The following is a 21,283-nucleotide window of genomic DNA, read 5'->3' as shown; positions in this document are numbered from 1 at the left end:
TATAAGGAGGGACGTTTGGATTTTCCTAATATTTAAATAAAAATTATAAATCGAAAGCCAATTTTATCTCTTCAATCTTATCCAATTTTTCCCATGTAAACAGTTCTACCTCCTTTTCTACCCTACCACTATAGGGCGATTCGAAGATTTTGGTTACCGTTTTAGGCTGTTTACCCATATGCCCATAGGCTGCGGATTCCAAATAAATCGGGTTCCTTAGCTTTAGCCTATCCTCTATGGCAAATGGACGCATGTCAAACAAATGGGATACTTTTTCCGCGATTTCCCCGTCCGTTAAATCAATGTTGGCGGTGCCATAGGTTTCCACGAATATTGAGGTAGGTTCTACTACCCCAATGGCATAGCTTACTTGTACCAAAATTTCATCCGCAACACCGGCAGCCACCAAGTTCTTTGCGGCATGTCTAGCGGCATAGGCTGCACTTCGATCCACTTTGCTAGGGTCTTTACCACTAAATGCACCACCTCCATGGGCGCCTTTTCCACCATAGGTATCCACAATAATCTTTCTTCCCGTTAATCCAGTGTCACCATGTGGTCCTCCAATGACAAACTTTCCGGTCGGGTTTATGTGATATTGTATTTGTCCATCGAACAGTGTCTGTATTTCCTTTGGTAATTGACCTTTTACCTCCGGTATTACAATTTGGATGATATCCTCCTTTATTTTCGCTAACATTTTATCATCATCTCCATCAAAAGCGTCATGTTGCGTGGAAACAACAATGGTATCTATCCGTTGTGGTACATTTTCATCCGAATATTCAATAGTCACCTGTGCTTTAGCATCCGGGCGTAAATAGGAAATCTCTTTACCTTCCCTTCTGAAATCAGCCAGCACTTGCAATATTTTATGAGAAATGTCCAATGCAAGGGGCATATAGTTTTCAGTTTCCTTGGTTGCATAGCCAAACATCATTCCTTGATCCCCCGCACCCTGCTCTTCCTTTGTCTCCCTATCAACACCTTGATTAATATCCTGTGATTGTTCATGAATAAGGGAAATTACTCCACATGAATCCCCACTAAATTGGTATTCTCCTTTGGTATAACCAATTGTATTGATAACCTCTCGTGCAATATTCTGCACGTCCAAATAAGTATGACTTTTAACTTCTCCCGCCAAAACTACTTGGCCTGTGGTGACCAAAGTTTCACAAGCTACCTTGCTTTCTGGATCAAAAGCCAAAAAATTATCCAACAATGCATCACTAATTTGATCCGCAACCTTATCGGGGTGCCCTTCACTAACGGACTCCGAAGTAAATAAATATGACATGTATATAATCTTAAGTAAGAGGAGAGATGATTGTAACCATGCCAGAAGACATAAAAACCTATACTAAGGTATTTTTCTGTTTTAGCATTTTTACCCCTAAAACAAGTTTAGGATCTGGAGGTTGCAATCAGTCAAATCTTTCCTCATTGTTTGCGAATGCGAAAATAGTAAAATTGTTTTGTCCGAATGACAATCGACTAAGGAATTGCAAAAAAAAACGTTAAACTGCAAGTTGTAAGCTTAATATGAAACAACGGCACCAATTGGGTTGTTAATTTCAAAGGGCATTTCAACAACGATTTCTTTTTCAAACCTTTTATACTTTGTATATTGTGAGGCGTTACCCTTTAAAAAGCCTAACCGAAATCGCGATCTAAATGCACATTGCAGTAGCAGGAAACATAGGTGCCGGAAAGACTACCTTAACCAAATTATTAGCCAAACACTACAAATGGGAAGCCCATTTTGAAGATGTAGTGGACAATCCCTATCTGGACGATTTTTACACCCAAATGGAAAGATGGAGCTTCAACCTCCAAATTTATTTCCTAAACCACAGGTATAGGCAAATTTTAAAAATCAGGGAAAGTGGCAAAAAAGTAATCCAAGACCGTACCATTTATGAGGATGCTTATATTTTTGCACCCAACCTACACGCAATGGGCTTGATGACAAATCGCGATTTCACCAATTATCAGAGTCTTTTCGAGTTGATGGAAAGCTTAGTGCAGCCCCCAGAGCTCCTTATTTACCTCCGTAGCTCCATTCCTAATTTGGTAGAACAGATACACAAACGCGGACGTGAATATGAAAACTCAATTTCCATTGACTACCTCAGCAGACTCAATGAAAGATACGAGGCTTGGGTACATGGCTATGAGAAGGGAAACCTACTTATTATTAATGTTGACCAGCTTAATTTTGTGGATAATCCAGAAGATCTAGGACACGTAATCAATAAAATTGATGCGGAAATCAACGGATTGTTCTAGAGTTCATTATTTAATGAATCCTTTCTGACGCGCGTGCGTCACGGCCTCCTCACTTTTACGGACTACAAGTGCGGGTGTATCCTTGTAATTTTCAAGTAATTCGCCAATACGTTGCATTCTCTTTTTATCGGGTACACTTTGAAGGTAGATAGCCATAATACGGTTAGGATAGCTCTGGGCGATATTAATATAGATATCAGCATCACGCTCACCGCTATCACCAATTAAGATAAATCTAAGATTCGGATATGTCTCAAGAATATTTGTAATCTCTTTTTGCTTTTGGGGCATACGGGATTTCGATTTCCGATAACCAAAACTGGACATCCTTCGTAAAATAATTGGGCCCTTGGGAAAATTGTTGGCCCTAAGAAATAATTCCAAGTACCTGTACAAATTCCATGGACTATGGCTCACATAAAAAATAGGATTCGCGTTTTTTCCCGATTCTCCCCGATGTAGAAGATGATAAAAGCCGGCAGCACCTTCCAGAGGCTTTCTATGGATGGCATTCCTAAAAACTGTATTCAAAACAACACGCCATTTTAAAGATGAAACCACACCTGTGTGAAGAATGGTATCATCAATATCACTGACAACCCCAAAATCAGCATTTTTGGAAGGAATCAACATTTCCCCCGGAAACTGGTTCTGATGCAATATTTCTCTTTTCAGGTCAGTATCGGAATAGGATATCCTATAGCTGAGCCACCCCTCATCATTGGCCAAATGTCTTAAATTTTCCAAGGTTTCGTCAATAAGGTAATAGCCCTCATTATCTGTCCTTCCACTAATTATTCTTTTATCAGTAAGCGTTATGGTCATTGACGTATTACGGATTTCATCAGTCTCAAAGCGCTTGTAAGTGTTCCACAATAGGCTTAGGAATCCTTTTTCAGAAAGATCTATTTCCTCATCTTCCAACGCCCTGCCCCTTGTGTATAGATGCTCGTTAGTACCATAGGTCTGGAAGGTGATAATCTGAAGCTTGTCCTTTTTTATGAACGGGACCATAGCTCAAAAATAAGTAATATCCGTTCGGCTTAAAACTTATTCACAAGCAAATATGAGGGATGAGCACTATTCTCTGGGATTGAATTCTTACAAAGTCTGGAAACAAAAGTTCATTTCACTCGATCAAAGGTAGCTTTCACGCATTGGTCCTTTTAAAGGTAATGTCAGGGAAGTAGATTTAGGGAAACTTAAAATGGAATATGATGAAGCCAAAAAAGAACCCAAAAATTGATTTAAACAAAGACAGGGCAATGTATTTTGTAGCCGGTCTCACCCTAATTTTATTATTAACCTACATAGCTTTGGAATGGAAGAGTTATGATAAAATTGACTATGGCTTGGAAGCAATGAACATAGAAGATGAACTTATGGAAGAAGTACCCTTAACGATACACTTTACACCTCCACCCCCTCCAACCGCTGTGACTCCAGATATTATAGAGATTGTCAAAAATGATAAACCAATTGAAGATATCATCATCGAGTCAACAGAAAGCAATGAATATAAAGAAATCATTGAAGTCAAAGATGTGCCGTATGAAGAAATAGAAGAGGATATTCCCATTCCCATATCAGTCGTCGAAGTTGTTCCCATCTTTCCAGGTTGCGAACAAGAAAAAGACAAAAGAGCATGCTTTAATAGAATGATTCTAAAACATGTTAGAAAGACTTTTCGATATCCTGAAATCTCCCAAGAAATGGGAGTACAAGGAAAGGTATATATGAACTTTGTTATTCAAAAAGATGGAAGTATAGGAGAAGTAAAAATTGCGAGAAGTCCGGATAAAAACTTAGGCATGGAAGCCACACGAATTATTGATAAATTGCCAAAGATGACCCCTGGAAAACAAGCTGGAAGAGCAGTAAGAGTGCCTTTTAGTATTCCTATTACTTTTAAATTGCAATAGTAGCCAACAAAAAGGGCAAACCGTTAAGGTTTGCCCTTTTTGTTTTAATATGGGGTAAGTGTTATTTCTCTGCGTCTACCTTTTCAACCGTAATCTTGGTGCTTTTCCCATCTGATTCGACAGTTCCATTTTCCAAATCTTCCAATTGGGCTTCTACCTCGGCCTGAGTTCCTGTAAATGCTTTTTCCTCAGTAACCTTTTCGCCATTTACCACAGTAGTATAGGCAATGGTTGCTTCCGCTAAATCCGCACGTTCTGCGCTCATTTCCAATTTTATTTCCTTGGTATCCGTCTGGGCCGCCATTCCACTAACATTGAGTGCAATACTTGGTGCAATGACCAAGGCCACAACGGACATTAACTTCAAAAGAATGTTCAAAGACGGTCCTGAAGTATCCTTAAAAGGGTCACCGACCGTATCTCCGACAACAGCTGCTTTGTGGGCGTCGGTCCCCTTACGTCCTTGCTCTTCGATCATTTTTTTGGCGTTATCCCAAGCACCACCGGCGTTGGATTGAAAAATCGCCATCAATACCCCGGCCGTGGTTACTCCTGCTAAAAGGCCACCCAACATTTCCGCTCCGCCAATAAATCCAACAGCAACGGGAACAGCTATAGCCAAAAGACCTGGTAATACCATTTCCTTAATGGAAGCTGTCGTAGAAATAGCGACACACTTTTCATATTCGGCAAGGCCATCGGCCTTATCGAAAATAGCACGTTGCTCCGGAGTAGCTTTGGACATATCGGAATTCACGGCGCGCATTACTTCCAAGGCTGCCTTTAATTGAGGAATATCCCTAAACTGACGACGTACCTCTTCTATCATCGCCATGGCGGCGCGACCGACCGCATTCATGGAAAGGGCCGAGAATACAAAAGGAAGCATTCCTCCTACTAGGAGGCCTGCCATTACCGTAGGCTTTGAAACATCAATGGCCGTTACGTTGGCTGTTTGCATAAAGGCCGCGAACAGCGCTAGTGCCGTCAACGCAGCTGATGCAATGGCAAAACCCTTACCTATGGCAGCTGTAGTATTTCCAACAGCATCCAACTTATCTGTACGTTCACGGACCTCCCCTGGCAATTCGGCCATTTCTGCTATTCCACCTGCATTATCGGAAATTGGCCCATAAGCGTCAACGGCCAACTGGATTCCCGTATTGGCCAACATCCCAACCGCGGCTATGGCAATACCATATAAACCCGCAAAATGATGTGATACCAAAATAGCACCGGCAATCAACAAAATAGGGAACATTGTGGACATCATCCCTACGCCCAAGCCAGAAATTATATTGGTGGCCGCCCCAGTCTCGGATTGTCTTACAATAGCATTAACCGGTTTTGTTCCAGTCCCGGTGTAATATTCCGTGACCTTCCCTACGGCAAGGCCAGCAATTAATCCTGCAAGGACTGCCAAGAAAACACCCATCGATGTATATTCACTTCCTCCAAAAGTCCAACTTTCGGGAAGCATTTGTGTAATAATAAAATAAGAAGCTACCAACATAAGACCAGCAGAGCCAAATTCCCCTATGTTCAAAGCCGTCTGCGGATTTCCTCCGTCCTTTACCTTGACAAAGAAAGTACCAATAATGGACATTATGATTCCTACCGCTGCCAAAACCAATGGAAGATAAACAGCGCCCAAACCGTCAAAAGCACCAGCAAACGCCGGAATTTGGGTAAATGCCGCACCCAATACCATAGTACCGATAATTGAACCTACATATGATTCAAAAAGGTCAGCTCCCATACCCGCAACATCACCTACGTTATCACCTACATTATCCGCAATAGTAGCCGGATTAAGAGGATGATCTTCTGGAATTCCGGCTTCAACTTTTCCTACCAAATCAGCGCCAACATCGGCGGCCTTTGTATAAATACCTCCGCCTACACGAGCAAACAGGGCAATTGAGGACGCTCCCAAGGAGAACCCCGAAAGTACGTTCAGAACTTCACCGATCTCCCATCCTTGTCCACTATAAGCCATAAAAAGGGCACTTAGACCCAGAACACCCAAACCTACAACTCCCAATCCCATAACGGCTCCACCGGCAAAAGCAACCTCAAGGGCCTTCCCCAACGAAGTTCGGGCGGCCTGTGTAGTTCTTACATTTGCTTTTGTTGCGACTCGCATCCCTATGAATCCCGCTAAAGCGGAACAGATGGCACCAACTATAAAGGAAATGGCGACCATTCCATTAGAACCTTCCTCACTGCTTCCCTTAAAGAAAAGAAGTACGGCGACCGCAGCTACAAAAATCGCAAGAATTTTGTATTCAGCCTTAAGGAATGACATAGCTCCATCCGCTATATTTTTAGCGATTCGTGCCATTTTGGCGTCGCCAACCTCTTGTTTGGAGACCCACATATTTTTAATAAACACAAATAATAAGGCCAACACGCCAAAAACAGGCAAAAACTTTACGATTAATTCCATCTTGTTTAGTTGTTTATAATTTTTTAGAACGGGGGCAAAAGTAGTAAAATAGAACAGAATAAAAAAGCAATATCTTCTAACGGATATTGCTATTATTTAAGGAGTTATAAAGTGTAGTTTTCATTTAATGCTGACCTCCTTGGTAGGAACATCACTTTTTGTAAATCTGTTGATGCATTTGGCCACGATGTCCTTAGCTTGATCCACATTACCCCAACCGCCTACATCTACTTTTTTCTTCTCTAAATCTTTATAGACCTTAAAAAAATGTTCAATTTCCTTTATTAAGTGGGGATTTAAGTCGCTCAAGTCTTTGGTTTTGTTCCCAATGGGATCGGAAATGGGAACACAAATAACTTTTTCATCAGGGCCCTTTTCATCGGCCATATGGAATACACCAATGGGTTTGACCTCCATCACACATCCTGGAAAAGTAGGTTCTGTAACCAAAACCAGGACATCCAAGGGATCCCCGTCCAAAGCCAAGGTTTCTGGTATGAAGCCATAATCCGCAGGATACATCATTGAGGAAAATATCATTCTGTCATATCGGATTTTTTTAAGCTCAAAATCATATTCATATTTGTTGCGGCTTCCCTTGGGAATTTCAATCAATACATCAAAAGAAGATACTTCTTCGGCTTTCATAACAATATTAGTTTTAGACTTACAAAATTAAGCAAATGGATTTCCTCTGGGAGTGTTAAAGATCAAAGGAATTTTAGAAATTAAACCCAAAAGTCCCGGTAACGCTAAAAGGTCGTGCATTGGGACTGTCCAAATAATTTCCTCGAAAATTAAAATCGATCCTAAAAATCTTAAAGATATTCCCTATTCCTACGGAATACTCATAGTATATTTTTTCGCTGGGCGCCCGTAATGGGATATTCGTCGGGGCGCTAAGGGCTATATTTTCATCGGACAGCTCTCCCCAGACTCCGCGTAAGCCCACAATCTCCCTTAGGTTCCATTTTCGTAACAAGGGTATTCTAGAAAACAAGCGTCCATTAAAATTATGCTCCAAATGAACCGATGCATAGGTATCGGTCACAAATTCATAAAAATCCAAATTGGGAAAAGTATTATATATGGAGAACAAAGTTTGATTACCGGGTACAACGTTTAGCAATCCCAAGGGAACCTCTCCAAATGTCTTCCCTATTTCAATAGTACTGAACAATCTTCCAAACCCTCCCAATTGCCAAGGCTGGGTATACGAAAATTGAATTTTACTATAATTGAAATCGCTCTCCAAAAAACCATCGATTCCTCGAGTATAGTTCAGGAGCAAAGTGCTATAGTTATCGTTGATGTCCTTACGTTCCACCCCATAACCTATGGTTCTTTTCCCCGGAGTGTAAATAAGCAAGGTGCTCAAATCAAACTGTTTGATTTCCGATGAAATTCCTGTTGGGGATTCGATATCCACGTATTCCAAACTAAAGGCGTCCGGCAATGCCGAGCTCAATGTTCGGAAAGAACTGCCTAGGCGTATCCTAAAATTGGTCAAAGGTTCTATTTCCAGATTAAACGTACTCAGATTAATATTCGTTAACCTGTCGTTGGCACCTACCGTAAAAATAGCGGACGATGCCACGCTTCTGCCCAATACATCGTTGGTGGAGGTAAGACTGATGCCCAGTTGTTCAATATCCCTTCTATTTCCGCCCGAAATTATCAACCTACTTTTCTTGTCCAATAAAAACTTGGCCGAGAATCCGTGCTTTACTTTTTTGTCCGAGAAACCATAGGCCATATATCCTTCCAAGCGCCATGGGTCGTTCTGACCAAAATAGGTACGCGCACCTCCCCTTAATCTAAAACCTTCCGCATCGTTAAAACCAAAAATGCTGTATACATCCCCAATATCAAGATTCCATTTATCAATTTCGATATATCCAGATCCCAATACACTCACCAGATTATAGTAGGTCTTAAACTTGGGAACCGTTTTCAAGGTGTCCAATAGTTGATAAATGCCTTTTTCATCCTTATTAAGGGCCTCTAGCCTGCTATTTTTCCAAAATACACTGTCGCGGTCCAAAATTTGTGGGTCAAAAGGATTGCCCTCAGCTCTGTAAAAACTCTTTGGCTTTGAAATATCAAATACATAATTGTCGTAAACCGTCGTTCGCTTTCCATAAATTCCACGGGATTCCTCTTTTTTCTGAAAACTAAAATCACTTAGCATATAATCCCGTTTTAATAAGAATACGGAATCGTTTACAACATCAAAATCCTGTTCAATGTAGATTTCCTTTACCCAATTGATATTGGCGCTTTTGGTGACCTCCAGATTTATATTTTTTATGGCATAGGTAGAATCGTTTACCCAAAAATCTCCCTTAAAGGTAAGCTCGTTCTTCCTTCTGGGATAGTATACAATATTGTAACACCATTTATCTTCTATAAAGGCACTATCCCGAAGGACATAGTTATAAGTGTCCACACCTGTTCTTGATAGAGGACTGGTGAAGCTCTTATCAAAGAACTTTAGGTAATTGTCGTAAATATCATAGTTCTGATAGAGATCCTTTACAAATGCGATGATGGCCTGATTGTTATCAAAGCCCGAATTTTTATTTCCCAGGACCACTTCCTTTTCTTCGTCCAATAGATTATCACCATGGACCTTGGAAAATGTTTCGTTCAAAAAAATAGGAAGATAGGTCTTACCTGTAATGCGGGAGGTATCCAAATCCTTAAAAACAAATTCCAACCCTCTAAAAATCTTGCTTTGCATAAGGGTACTGTCTATGGTGTTGAGGTCAAATTCTACCTTTTCGTATTTATCATATTGGTATTGCTTGAATTTTCGAACACCATTTTCCCGTTTCTTGGCCCAAATCTTTTTCAGTATCTCTACGGCGGGATTGTTCTTTTTTGACTGTTTCCCGGAATACACCACTACCTCATCCAATTGTTCCGTGGATTCCTTTAAAACAACTTCCATATTGTAACTGACCTTAGAAGTCAAAGGAATCTCCTGTGTGTCATACCCGATAAAGGATACAATTAAAACATCATGATCATTATCGGACTCCATATAAAAACGACCATTGTCATTGGTAATGGTTCCTTCGGAAGAGTTCTTGAACAGCACATTGGCAAATGCTACAGGTTTTCCGGAATCGTCTAGGACAACACCCCCGACTTTGGTTTGTGAAATAACGACAAAGGAAAAAAGAAAGAGTAGTAGGAAAAGGTTTTTTTTCATGCAGTGAAGTATTCTCAACTGTTCCGTAAGCAAATAGCGTACCAATAAAAAAGCTTCGCCGGCCTTTGGTCGGAGAAGCTAATATACCTTTACATTATGGTTTACCTTATTTATATAACACTTTTTTAACGGCCTCGATGACGTCCTGGTGATTGGGTATCCATTCTTCCAACAAAACTGGTGAGTATGGTGCCGGAGTATCTGCAGTATTAATTTTTACAATTGGGGCGTCCAAGTAATCAAAAATGTTGGACTGCACTTGATAGGTAATCTCCGTGGCCACATTGCCAAAAGGCCAGGCCTCTTCAAGTACGACCAATCTATTGGTTTTTTTCACAGATTTAAAAATGGCTTCGGAATCCATGGGCTTAACCGTTCTCAAATCGATGATTTCACAGCTGATATTCTCTTTAGCAAGTTCATCGGCGGCTTTATCCGCTTCCTTTATGATTTTTCCAAACGAAACTATAGTTACATCAGTTCCTTCCCTTCTAATATCAGCCACTCCTAACGGAATGGTATATTCACCCTCCGGCACTTCTCCTTTATCCCCATACATCTGTTCGGACTCCATAAAAATAACAGGGTCATCGTCTCGTATTGCCGATTTCAGTAACCCCTTTGCATCATTTGGATTGGAAGGCACTACAACCTTAAGACCAGGACAGTTCGCGTACCAGCTTTCAAAAGCCTGGGAATGCGTAGCTGCCAATTGCCCAGCGGAAGCCGTAGGTCCCCGAAAAACAATTGGGCAACTGAATTGACCTCCCGACATTTGCCTGATTTTCGCAGCGTTATTGATTATTTGATCTATCCCCACCAGCGCAAAATTAAACGTCATGAATTCAATAATGGGCCTGTTTCCATTCATGGCAGATCCTACTCCTACCCCTGCAAAGCCAAGCTCCGAAATAGGTGTATCTATAACCCGATCAGGACCAAACTCATCCAGCATGCCTTTAGATGCCTTGTAAGCACCATTGTATTCTGCAACTTCTTCGCCCATTAAATAAATAGATTCGTCCCTGCGCATCTCCTCGGACATGGCTTCTGCTATAGCTTGCCTAAACTGTAATGTTTTCATTAAGTCAAATTTCAAATGCAAGCAAAAATAGGAAAATATATGGCAAACAAGGGAACTAAGGAATCAAAAAAAGAAGTAAATATTTACTATGCGCGCATAGTAAATTAGGAAATTAATATGTATCTTCGTCCCCACATTTAAAATGCTCTTTGCGAATGAAAATTTTAGTCTGTATTAGTAATGTTCCGGACACTACTTCCAAGATAAACTTTACGGAAGATGACACCAAATTCGATACCAATGGGGTCCAGTTTGTAATTAATCCGAATGATGAATTTGGGTTAACACGAGCCATGTGGTTCAAGGAAAAGCAAGGAGCCACAATTCATGTTGTGACTGTCGGGGAGGTTTCTGTGGAACCTACACTAAGAAAGGCATTGGCCATAGGAGCGGATGAAGCTATACGTATAAATACAATTCCTACGGATGGCCTGTTCGTTGCCCAACAATTGACAGAGGTAGTTAAAAATGGGCAGTATGACTTGATTATAGCCGGTAGGGAATCCATCGATTATAATGGGGGGATGGTACCGGGTATCCTTGCCACTTTATTGGATATAAACTTTGTAAACACCTGTATAGGTTTGGAAATTGAAGGAGAAGCCGTCACCGCTATTCGGGAAATAGATGGTGGCAAAGAAACATTGGCCACGACCCTGCCCTTGGTAGTGGGAGGACAAAAGGGATTGGTTGAGGAAAGTGAACTTAGAATCCCCAACATGCGAGGAATTATGATGGCCAGAAAAAAGGTTTTAAATGTGGTAGAACCTATAGATGCCATAAGAGGCACTGAAGATGCTAAATTTGAAAAACCTGCTCCCAAAGGTGCCGTAAAGCTTGTAGATTCAGATAAAATTGAAGAGTTGATAGATTTATTGCATAATGAGGCCAAGGTAATCTAAATGGTATATCCGTCATTGGAAATGGAGTTTAAGAATTGAAATTTGAAGAAAATATGTCAGTTTTAGTATATACCGAATCAGAGAACGGAAAGTTCAAAAAAAATGCCTTTGAGGTAGCTTCTTACGCAAAAGAGATAGCAAGTCAACTAGGCACTACGGCAATAGCCCTAACATTTAATGTACAGGATGATGAAATTTTGGGCGAATACGGAATTTCCAAAGCGTTGAAGGTCTCTAAAGATCAGCTCACTACATTCAATGCAAGGGCATTTGCGGATACTATTTCCCAAGCCGTGGAAAAGGAAAAGGCCAAAGTTGTAATTGTTAGTTCCAGTGCGGACACCAAGTTTATGGCTCCTATATTGGCCGCCGAGCTCAAGGCCGGATATGTGCCTAACGTAGTTGCATCCCCAGAAAATACGGAGCCCTTTACGGTAAGGAGGACGGCCTTTAGTAATAAGGGCTTTGCCCATACACAAATCAATACGGATATTAAAATTGTAGGCGTATCCAACAACGCATTTGGACAGCATGAAAACAAAGTGGCTATTGAAATAGAGGATTTCAATCCCAATATAGATGATTCAAGCTTTTTGGTGAAATCCATTGAGGTGGATAAGGTAGTAGGGAAGGCAACCATTGCAGATGCAGACATTGTGGTTTCCGGTGGCAGAGGGCTAAAAGGTCCTGAAAATTGGGGAATGATAGAGGAGCTGGCCGAAGTTCTCGGCGCCGCTACGGCGTGTTCCAAACCCGTATCCGATATGGGATGGAGACCCCATGGAGAACATGTAGGCCAAACCGGCAAGCCAGTGGCCAGCAATTTATATCTTGCCATTGGAATTTCAGGGGCCATACAACATTTGGCCGGAGTTAGTGCTTCCAAGACCAAAGTGGTTATCAATACAGACCCTGAAGCTCCATTTTTTAGGGCAGCGGACTATGGAATAGTCGGGGACGCCTTTGAAGTAGTTCCCAAACTCATCGAAAAATTAAAGGATTTTAAGGCGCAAAACACTTAATTTTTGTTAATTTGTGACCCTTAAAGGGCTGTTCAAAACTAGGTTGCCCCTTTGTTTGAACAGCCTTTTATGGCTTAATGACCATTATGAGTCTAGTTCGGTTAAAAATAAAGGGAATATCATATAGCCAGACACAAAATGGGGCTTACGCCCTAATTTTGAATGAAGTTGAAGGTGATCGTAAACTGCCCATTGTTATTGGTGCCTTCGAGGCACAATCCATTGCCATAGCTTTGGAAAAGGAAATAAAACCTCCAAGGCCCCTAACACATGATCTTTTTAAAAATTTTGCCGATCGGTTTGATATTGTAGTAAAACAGGTCATTATCCACAAGTTGGTAGATGGTGTATTCTATTCCAGTATTATTTGCGAGCGAGATAAAATAGAGGAGATTATAGATGCACGTACCAGTGATGCCATTGCGCTCGCACTGCGATTTAATGCGCCAATATTCACCTACAAGACCATTTTGGACAAGGCAGGTATTTTCCTGAAATTCTCGTCCAAGGATAAGGAAAAGGACGAGAATGATGATAGTATTATGGTGGATGAAATCCTACAGGAAGGGGAAACTGTGGAAATAGATACTAGTGCTTCCGAGGCCTACAAAGAACTTAGCTTGGAAGAACTGCACAAGGAGCTAGATAAAGCTGTAGCCAATGAAGATTACGAGAAGGCGGCCAAGCTACGGGATGAAATTTCCAAAAGGAACCGATAAAACCCTTCCATGAGAAAAAGTTGTTGGGTACTTCTGTTGGTCTGTCTCTACACTTTCCCTTCATTTGCCCAACACTTTGCTAACCAAGATACAATAACTACGGTTTTGGACATCACTCTTGTGAATGATGTTGTGTCTAAGAAAACCGTTGATATCATATCCAATCAGGGATTCACTTTACATAGTCTTTGGCGGGGCATATTAGGAATGTCCGTTGTAATCCTTATTGCTTTTGTTTTTAGTGCCAACAGAAGGGCCATTAAATGGAAAACCGTCGGAATCGGCATCTCATTGCAATTATTAATCGCCGTAGGTGTATTAAAAGTACCTTTTATTCAAATTGTATTTGAACAAATTGGAAAGGTTTTCATAAAGATATTGGAATTCACCAAAGTAGGTAGCAAATTCCTTTTTGAAGGTCTAGTGGTGGATACCAATACCTTTGGCTATATTTTCGCGTTCCAGGTTTTGCCCACTATTATCTTCTTTTCCGCATTGACTTCATTGCTGTTTTACCTAGGCATTATTCAGAGAATTGTTCAAGCCTTGGCTTGGCTATTGACCAAAAGCTTCGGGATTTCGGGAGCAGAAAGTTTAAGTGTTGCCGGCAACATTTTCTTGGGCCAGACAGAAGCTCCATTATTGATTAAGGCCTATTTGGATCGAATGAACAAATCGGAGATACTTTTGGTCATGATTGGTGGCATGGCAACAGTGGCCGGAGCCGTATTAGGGGCTTATATTGACTTCTTGGGAGGTGAAAGCGAGGTTTTAAAGCTCTTGTTCGCCAAACATTTACTAGCCGCCTCGGTCATGGCCGCACCCGGGGCCATAGTGGTTTCCAAAATACTCTATCCGCAGACCGAAGCCGTAAATACGGATGTTAGAGTCTCATCTGAAAGAATTGGCTCCAATCTGTTGGACGCTATAGCGAATGGAACTACGGAAGGTCTTAGGCTAGCAGTAAATGTCGGAGCCATGTTATTGGTTTTCTTGGCTGTAATAGCAATGATAAATGGTATTTTGGCGTGGACCGGTCAAATTGGTTCGCTTAATAGCTGGATAGCCCTAAATACGATATATGAAAAGCTTTCCTTGGAAGCCATACTAGGAACCATATTTGCACCTCTTATGTGGCTTATCGGCGTAGCGAAAGAAGATATTATGCTAATGGGGCAACTTTTAGGCATAAAATTGGCGGCGAGTGAATTTGTAGGTTATGCCCAATTGACCGAACTAAAGGATATGGCCAACAGCACACACTTCACGTTTAACAAATCTGTGATAATGGCGACCTATATGCTATGTGGGTTTGCCAATTTTGCATCCATTGGTATCCAAATCGGGGGAATCGGTTCTCTTGCGCCAGGACAACGCAAAACACTTTCTGAATTTGGGTTACGGGCCGTTCTGGGGGGCACTTTGGCCTCCCTTCTATCAGCGACTATGGCCGGAATGATTTTGGGATAGAGAAAGTGAAGGATGTGCCAACTATTCCCAAAAAGATTTCATCATTTTCTACAAATAAGCTTAGGTTCTTTATTCGAATTAGAAACTCACATAATCCTTTGTAGGGATTTACAATTTGTAGGAGAAAAGGAATCGACCCAGATTATTAAAAAAGTTCAAACGTTACAGAAACGAGTAGCATCGTTAATAAAATATAATAAAACCTAAACCTCTGCACTTGACCCTTTTTCCTTTACCCTTTATCTTTACCCCACTATGAAACAATACCACGATTTACTAGAATACGTTCTGGAAAACGGAAATGAAAAGCAGGATAGGACAGGAACCGGAACCCTAAGTGTGTTTGGTTACCAGATGCGATTTGACTTGACCGAGGGTTTCCCCATGGTCACTACCAAAAAATTACATTTGAAATCCATTGTACACGAGCTCCTTTGGTTTCTTAAGGGCGATACCAATATTGGATATCTTCAAGAAAACGGGGTTCGCATCTGGAACGAATGGGCCGATGAAAATGGAGATTTGGGTCCGGTCTATGGCCACCAGTGGCGCAATTGGAACAACGAGGAAATAGACCAAATAAAGGAAGTTGTCCACTCGTTAAAAAATAACCCGGATAGTCGGCGTATGCTGGTCTCTGCCTGGAACCCCAGTGTATTGCCGGATACGTCAAAATCATTTTCAGAAAATGTGGCCCATGGCAAGGCGGCCTTGCCCCCATGTCATGCTTTCTTTCAATTCTATGTGGCCAACGGAAAATTGTCCTGCCAGCTCTACCAACGCAGTGCAGACATTTTTTTGGGGGTACCTTTTAACATAGCATCCTACGCCTTGTTTACCCTTATGATTGCCCAAGTTTGTGGTTATGAACCCGGTGAATTTGTCCATACTTTTGGAGACGCCCATATTTACACCAATCATATGGAACAGGTATCGCTCCAATTAAGCCGGGAACCGCGTCCCTTGCCTAAAATGCTTTTGAACCCAGAGGTTAAGGACCTCTTCAATTTTACCTTTGAGGACTTTACCTTACTGGATTATAATCCACATCCACATATTAGGGGAGCGGTAGCCGTTTAGAAGTGATTTTTATCTGAATGACGGCAAAGGCAAAACATCTTATTTTGTATCTTTAGCCTTATTCATTTACTATGCTACTCACCGATTCGCTTCTGGATTTTTTTCTAGAAACCCGAAAATATACAGAAACTCTTTGTGCACCTCTTGAAATCGAGGATTATGTGGTACAACCCATAGTGGATGTTTCCCCGCCCAAATGGCATTTGGGCCATTCTACTTGGTTCTTTGAGGAATTTATCCTAAAGCCTTATGCAAAGGACTACCAAATTTTTGATGACGATTTTGCTTTCGTCTTCAATAGCTATTATGAAACCGTGGGAAAACGGGTGATTCGTTCAGATAGAGGCAATCTCTCAAGGCCATCTGTAGAAAAAGTGTATGCCTATCGCACTTATGTGACCCAAGCCATAAAGGATTTGTTTGAAGAACATGAGGATTCGAAATTGTATGGTTTACTTGAAATCGGTATCCATCATGAAAAGCAACATCAGGAACTCCTATTGACCGATATCAAATACATTTTAGGAAATAACCCATTACTTCCGGTATATTCGGCCCATTTGGAAGAGCATAAGACAGCAGTGCATACAAAGGAATGGATTCCTATTGAAGAGGGCATTTATGAAATAGGCCATAACACCAATGGCTTCTGTTATGATAACGAATTGGGAAGGCATAAGGTTTACTTGCATCCTTACCAAATATCCAATGTATTGACCACTAATTCTGAGTACTTGGAATTCATGGAGGCCGGGGGATATAAAAAATTTGACCTTTGGCATGCCGAGGGCTGGGACTGGGTAAACCAAAATACTATTTTCGCTCCCCTTTATTGGCATAAAGTAGATGGTGAATGGCATCAGTATACCCTTAACGGGCTACAAAAAGTAGATTTAAATGCGCCCGTGACCCATATCTCCTATTTCGAAGCCTTTGCTTTTGCCCAATTTAAAGGCTGTAGACTACCAACAGAATTTGAATGGGAAGTTGCCCAGGAGTGTTTTCCCTGGGGAAACCGTTGGGAATGGACAGAAAGTGCCTATCTGCCCTATCCAAATTACCAAAAGGCGGACGGTGCACTAGGCGAGTATAATGGGAAATTCATGGTAAACCAAAAGGTGCTTCGCGGAGGTTCGGTCGCTACACCCAAAAACCATACACGGCCTACGTATCGTAATTTTTTCCATCCCCAACTGCGATGGCAATTCACGGGTCTGCGATTGGCAAAATAATCTTCTAACTTCAATGTAGGGTATCCCCTCTAATTTCGACTTAGGCTACATGCAACATCAAACAAATACTATTTTCGAAACACTATTCGAGGAGGAGGTCTATCAAGGCTTAACCGATTTTCCAAAGCATTTGTCCTCCAAATATTTTTATGATGCCCAGGGAGACAAACTGTTCCAGGACATCATGAACATGCCCGAATATTATTTGACGGACTCCGAATTTGAAATTCTTGACACCCACAAGGATAGAATTGCCGAATGGTTTTCTTCGGAAAAAGGTAGATTTAACCTCATAGAACTGGGTGCGGGTGATGGCAAAAAGACTAAAATCCTATTGAAGCATTTGGTCAAGAACAACGTTAGTTTCACTTACAAACCGATCGACATCAGTCAAAATGTTTTGAATCAGCTAGAAAAATCTTTACATGAGGAACTGCCCGGGCTTAACATAGAGCCCAGACAAGGTACCTATTTTGAAACTTTAGCGGACATCAATTCCGATAACGGAGCAAGAAAGGTCATTCTTTTTTTAGGCTCCAATATTGGTAATCTCCTACATCCGCAAGCCATTGATTTTTTAAAAAGTGTTCAGAATTTGATGAATGAGGATGATCTTTTTTTTGTTGGTTTTGACCAAAAAAAGAATCCTCAAACCATCTTGGACGCTTATAATGACAAGGCCGGAATTACCGAAGCCTTTAACAAGAATGTTTTAGCCCGAATAAACCGGGAATTAAGGGCCAATTTCGATTTGGAGAAGTTTTTGCATTGGGAAGTGTATGACCCTGAGACGGGAACGGCCAAAAGTTATTTGGTTTCCAAGGAACAACAATCCGTATGTATTGATAAATTAAATTTAAAAATTGATTTTAAGCCTTGGGAAACCATTCATACGGAGATATCACAAAAATATGATGACGAGGTCGTTAATTGGCTGGCGGAAAAGGCCGGGTTACAAATTGTGACGCAATTCAGCGACCAAGGCAATCTTTATAAAGACTACTTATTTAAAAAGGAATAATCGTGAAAGCTATTTGGAATAACATCGTAATTGCGGAAAGTGACGAAACCATAGTGGTAGAGAATAATCATTATTTCCCTCCACAAAGCATAAAAAAGGAATTCTTTAAGGAAAGTGAAACCCACACCACTTGCCCTTGGAAAGGGGAAGCTTCGTACTATACTATAAATGTTGACGGCTCGGAAAACAAGGACGCGGCTTGGTACTACCCAGAAGTAAGCGAACTGGCGAAATCTATAAAAGGGCATGTGGCCTTTTGGAAAGGTGTGGCCATTACAAAATAAAAAAGGCAGGGAAACATAACGTTTTCCTGCCTTTCATAAATCAGTTTTTTACTAGACCTCCAAAACAGGATTCTCCGATCCGGCAAAATCGTTCCATTGGAAACGATCAGCCTCTGTTTCGTTTACGTAGTTGCCATCTACCAAGTACTTAAATTCATAAGCATTTTCCTTTGGCAAATCAAAAGTACCTTTAAAGGTACCGTTCTTTAATTTTTTTAATGTACTTCCCTTAGGATTCCAGTTGTTGAAATCTCCAACAACGGCTACTTTTTTAGCATCTTCTGCCGGTACGGTAAAGGTCACTTTACAAATCGGCTTGGTCTTTAGGTATTGTTTTGCAATTGCCATGATATTCTGTTTTTAAATTTGGCGCAAAACTAATGCAATAAAATGCTCATTTACAATGATTAAAATCATTTTTATCATTTTCGTAATATTTTAATAACATTTAATCGAGTTCTACAAAAAAGAGATAATAATTTTTAGAAGAACAAATCCTATACCCTTGTTTTTAAGACATTTATGACTGCGTCTATATCGTTTTCGTTGTTGTAGAAGTGAAAACTCAACCGTATTCCACCCCCTCTTTGGGAGCAAATGATATTGTTATTCGCCAATTCTTGAAAGCATTTTTCGTCCCCTGGAATGTTAAGGATGTTTCCATGGCTTTTCCTCTGAGGCATAAATGCCTTTAACAAGCCTAGGTTATTAAGTTTCTGCATTGCCTTTTTTCGAAGTTGTCGATTCCGGTCTTCAATAGTATTCATCCCAACTCTTTTCATGAATTCCAGGGAAAACTTTAAACTCCCAAAATTGAAGGTATCCAAGTGGCCCGGTTCCAGATGTTTTACAAATTCAATATTTTCTTTTTTGGACATATCGCCATTTACGGAATTAAACCCTGCAGATCTCAATGAAAATAATTCCTTCGCCTTATCCTTGAACAGGAAAAAACCGTTTCCATATCCGGATAATAGCCATTTATATGTGCTTGCACCGAGGATATCGATTGCGGACGCCTCAAAATCAAAATCTGTTGTGCCCAAGAATTGTGTGCCATCGGCAATTATATAGAGATTGGGGAATTCCTTTTTTAGGTTTTTCAAAAAATCCAAATCAATTTGAATTCCATTTAACCATTGTACTACACTTAAAGCCAGTATGGAAACCTTTCCGGACTTTACCTTTTTATAGATTTCCTCTTCCAAATACTGATTTATCTTTACATAATCTACGGTAAATCCCCTTTGTTCAAAGGGCCAGTTTACGGATGGGTAGTCTTCCTCTAACAGCAGCACCCCATGCTTTTTGTCCAATCCATCCAATAAGAGGTTCATACCCAATGAGAAATTTGGTGTCAGCGCCACATTGTTTGTCTTACAATTAAAAAAGCGTGCGACCGTTTGGCGTGTTTCTGGGATAAGGCTGAGCATAGCCCTGGTTTTCATTTCACTTCCCCTCTGAAAAAAAGCACGGTCATGTGCCTGTCGCCAATATACCAGACTTTGGGACAATAGTCCTGAGGAGGCTGTATTTAAATAAACACAGGTGTCCAATAAAGGGAATTCTTTGCGTATATTCTCCATAACCTAAACACTTCGGATACACCACAATTACTGTATCTTTGTGGTTAAAGATAGCCATTCGCATGTTTTCCAAGAATAAAAATGATACACATTTGAATCCGGAACAACACGAACTTTTGGAAACGGCACAGAACCGGATAAAACAAAAGAAACGCTTGTATACGCATTTTGTGGTTTTTTTGATCGGCAGTGTTTTTTTGGTCTTGATCAATAAAATCCTAAAATATTGGGAGGAATACGACTGGTTTGTATGGGCTATCACCTTTTGGGCATTTTTGTTTGTCCTGCATCTCTTCAATGTTTTTGTGACCCAAAGATTTATGGGACGGGATTGGGAGCGAAGACAACGTGAAAAATTGGTCGTTAAACAGAAGGAACGGATTGCCGAATTACAAAAGGAAATAGAGACGGATTTTCCACTTGCCAAAATCAATAAAAAAAAAGAACCGTGAATACCATCGCAATGATAGCCGCTATGGGTGAGGACAGGTCTTTGGGGAAGGACAATGACCTATTGTGGCATCTTCCGGATGACTTTAAACGTTTTAAAAATCTTACCTCGGGACATAGTATAATTATGGGTCGAAAGACTTTTGAGAGTTTCCCCAAACCTTTGCCCAACCGATTGCATATTATTGTTACCAGGGATAAAAATTATGAGGTAGCTCACAAAGATTGTACTACGGTTCACAGCATGGAAGAGGCCATTGATTTGGTTAAAAAAGACCGGCTTTCCTTTATTATTGGTGGAGGTGAAGTATATAAACAAGGTGAAGAGTTCGCCAACAAATTGGAATTAACGCTAATCCACGCTGCATTTAATGATGCGGACACTTTTTTCCCAGAAATAGATGAAAGCATCTGGAAATTGACCGCTGAGGAATACCATCCCAAAGACGCCAAACACAAGTTTGATTTTACGTATTTGACTTATGTTAGGAATCAGTAGTTTATAGTTTTCCCAAATCGCAAAATGACCCCAGATTTATCGAGCATATTGCTT

General features: G+C 40.8%; 21 protein-coding genes. 13 read left to right on the top strand and 8 right to left on the bottom strand.

Features of this window, described 5'->3' with window-relative positions:
* Positions 1-43: 43 nt before the first annotated feature.
* Complete coding sequence (gene metK / locus ACP2AF_RS00400) at positions 44-1,300, bottom strand: methionine adenosyltransferase (RefSeq protein WP_425234271.1); 1,257 nt, start codon at positions 1,298-1,300, stop codon at positions 44-46.
* A 377-nt stretch (positions 1,301-1,677) separates the two neighbouring features.
* On the opposite strand from metK, the gene ACP2AF_RS00395 reads away from it, so the two are divergent.
* Entirely contained in the window at positions 1,678-2,292 is a 615-nt protein-coding gene (locus ACP2AF_RS00395) for a deoxynucleoside kinase (protein WP_282162596.1), read from the top strand.
* A gap of 6 nt (positions 2,293-2,298) precedes the next feature.
* On the opposite strand, the gene ACP2AF_RS00390 is transcribed toward ACP2AF_RS00395, so the two are convergent.
* On the bottom strand, positions 2,299-3,306 hold the full coding sequence (locus ACP2AF_RS00390; RefSeq protein ID WP_425234270.1) for an App1 family protein: 1,008 nt from the start codon (positions 3,304-3,306) through the stop codon (positions 2,299-2,301).
* 200 nt (positions 3,307-3,506) lie between these two features.
* Between ACP2AF_RS00390 and ACP2AF_RS00385 the strand changes: the two genes are divergently transcribed.
* Entirely contained in the window at positions 3,507-4,214 is a 708-nt protein-coding gene (locus ACP2AF_RS00385; protein ID WP_425234269.1) for an energy transducer TonB, read from the top strand.
* A gap of 61 nt (positions 4,215-4,275) precedes the next feature.
* On the opposite strand, the gene ACP2AF_RS00380 is transcribed toward ACP2AF_RS00385, so the two are convergent.
* From ACP2AF_RS00380 to ACP2AF_RS00365, 4 genes are all read right to left on the bottom strand, one after another.
* Positions 4,276-6,663, bottom strand: a complete 2,388-nt coding sequence (locus tag ACP2AF_RS00380) for a sodium-translocating pyrophosphatase (RefSeq protein ID WP_425234268.1) — start codon at positions 6,661-6,663, stop codon at positions 4,276-4,278.
* Between the two features lie 120 nt (positions 6,664-6,783).
* Positions 6,784-7,311: an inorganic diphosphatase gene (locus tag ACP2AF_RS00375; RefSeq protein WP_425234267.1), complete on the bottom strand. Its 528-nt coding sequence runs from the start codon at positions 7,309-7,311 to the stop codon at positions 6,784-6,786.
* Between the two features lie 73 nt (positions 7,312-7,384).
* Positions 7,385-9,880, bottom strand: a complete 2,496-nt coding sequence (locus tag ACP2AF_RS00370; RefSeq protein WP_425234266.1) for a DUF5686 family protein — start codon at positions 9,878-9,880, stop codon at positions 7,385-7,387.
* A gap of 106 nt (positions 9,881-9,986) precedes the next feature.
* Positions 9,987-10,964, bottom strand: coding sequence for a pyruvate dehydrogenase complex E1 component subunit beta (locus ACP2AF_RS00365; protein ID WP_425234265.1), 978 nt, complete (start codon positions 10,962-10,964; stop codon positions 9,987-9,989).
* A gap of 155 nt (positions 10,965-11,119) precedes the next feature.
* Between ACP2AF_RS00365 and ACP2AF_RS00360 the strand changes: the two genes are divergently transcribed.
* The 9 genes from ACP2AF_RS00360 (at position 11,120) to ACP2AF_RS00320 (ending at position 18,694) form a co-directional block, all read left to right on the top strand.
* Complete coding sequence (locus ACP2AF_RS00360; RefSeq protein ID WP_425234264.1) at positions 11,120-11,866, top strand: electron transfer flavoprotein subunit beta/FixA family protein; 747 nt, start codon at positions 11,120-11,122, stop codon at positions 11,864-11,866.
* 53 nt (positions 11,867-11,919) lie between these two features.
* On the top strand, positions 11,920-12,888 hold the full coding sequence (locus tag ACP2AF_RS00355; RefSeq protein WP_425234263.1) for an electron transfer flavoprotein subunit alpha/FixB family protein: 969 nt from the start codon (positions 11,920-11,922) through the stop codon (positions 12,886-12,888).
* A gap of 86 nt (positions 12,889-12,974) precedes the next feature.
* On the top strand, positions 12,975-13,607 hold the full coding sequence (locus ACP2AF_RS00350) for a bifunctional nuclease domain-containing protein (RefSeq protein ID WP_425234262.1): 633 nt from the start codon (positions 12,975-12,977) through the stop codon (positions 13,605-13,607).
* Between the two features lie 9 nt (positions 13,608-13,616).
* Positions 13,617-15,077 (top strand): NupC/NupG family nucleoside CNT transporter, encoded by a 1,461-nt coding sequence (locus ACP2AF_RS00345; protein WP_425234261.1) that lies wholly within the window; start codon positions 13,617-13,619, stop codon positions 15,075-15,077.
* A gap of 12 nt (positions 15,078-15,089) precedes the next feature.
* Positions 15,090-15,284, top strand: a complete 195-nt coding sequence (locus ACP2AF_RS00340) for a four helix bundle protein (RefSeq protein WP_425234260.1) — start codon at positions 15,090-15,092, stop codon at positions 15,282-15,284.
* Positions 15,285-15,332: 48 nt separating this feature from the next.
* Positions 15,333-16,157 carry a thymidylate synthase gene (locus ACP2AF_RS00335; RefSeq protein WP_425234259.1) on the top strand — a complete coding sequence of 275 codons (825 nt, stop codon included), beginning with the start codon at positions 15,333-15,335 and terminating at the stop codon, positions 16,155-16,157.
* Between the two features lie 71 nt (positions 16,158-16,228).
* On the top strand, positions 16,229-17,389 hold the full coding sequence (gene egtB, locus ACP2AF_RS00330; RefSeq protein WP_425234258.1) for an ergothioneine biosynthesis protein EgtB: 1,161 nt from the start codon (positions 16,229-16,231) through the stop codon (positions 17,387-17,389).
* Between the two features lie 49 nt (positions 17,390-17,438).
* The gene (locus ACP2AF_RS00325) at positions 17,439-18,410 is read left to right on the top strand and encodes an L-histidine N(alpha)-methyltransferase (RefSeq protein WP_425234257.1); all 972 of its coding nucleotides are present in this window, start codon (positions 17,439-17,441) and stop codon (positions 18,408-18,410) included.
* Between the two features lie 2 nt (positions 18,411-18,412).
* Complete coding sequence (locus ACP2AF_RS00320; RefSeq protein WP_425234256.1) at positions 18,413-18,694, top strand: DUF427 domain-containing protein; 282 nt, start codon at positions 18,413-18,415, stop codon at positions 18,692-18,694.
* A gap of 51 nt (positions 18,695-18,745) precedes the next feature.
* Here the strand turns inward: ACP2AF_RS00320 and ACP2AF_RS00315 are convergent, their stop codons facing one another.
* Positions 18,746-19,042, bottom strand: coding sequence for an isoamylase early set domain-containing protein (locus ACP2AF_RS00315; protein WP_120713523.1), 297 nt, complete (start codon positions 19,040-19,042; stop codon positions 18,746-18,748).
* Positions 19,043-19,191: 149 nt separating this feature from the next.
* The gene (locus tag ACP2AF_RS00310; protein WP_425234255.1) at positions 19,192-20,280 is read right to left on the bottom strand and encodes an aminotransferase class V-fold PLP-dependent enzyme; all 1,089 of its coding nucleotides are present in this window, start codon (positions 20,278-20,280) and stop codon (positions 19,192-19,194) included.
* A gap of 62 nt (positions 20,281-20,342) precedes the next feature.
* Between ACP2AF_RS00310 and ACP2AF_RS00305 the strand changes: the two genes are divergently transcribed.
* Together ACP2AF_RS00305 and ACP2AF_RS00300 are read left to right on the top strand one after the other, a co-directional pair.
* Entirely contained in the window at positions 20,343-20,732 is a 390-nt protein-coding gene (locus ACP2AF_RS00305) for a 2TM domain-containing protein (protein ID WP_425234254.1), read from the top strand.
* The gene (locus ACP2AF_RS00300; protein WP_425234253.1) at positions 20,729-21,229 is read left to right on the top strand and encodes a dihydrofolate reductase; all 501 of its coding nucleotides are present in this window, start codon (positions 20,729-20,731) and stop codon (positions 21,227-21,229) included. Before ACP2AF_RS00305 ends, ACP2AF_RS00300 begins: the two co-directional genes overlap by 4 nt.
* The last annotated feature ends 54 nt before the right edge of the window (positions 21,230-21,283 follow it).

The sequence above is a fragment of the Ulvibacterium sp. genome, assembly GCF_965248315.1.
Lineage (GTDB): Bacteria > Bacteroidota > Bacteroidia > Flavobacteriales > Flavobacteriaceae > Ulvibacterium.
This window is presented reverse-complemented; position numbering and strand designations above follow the sequence as displayed.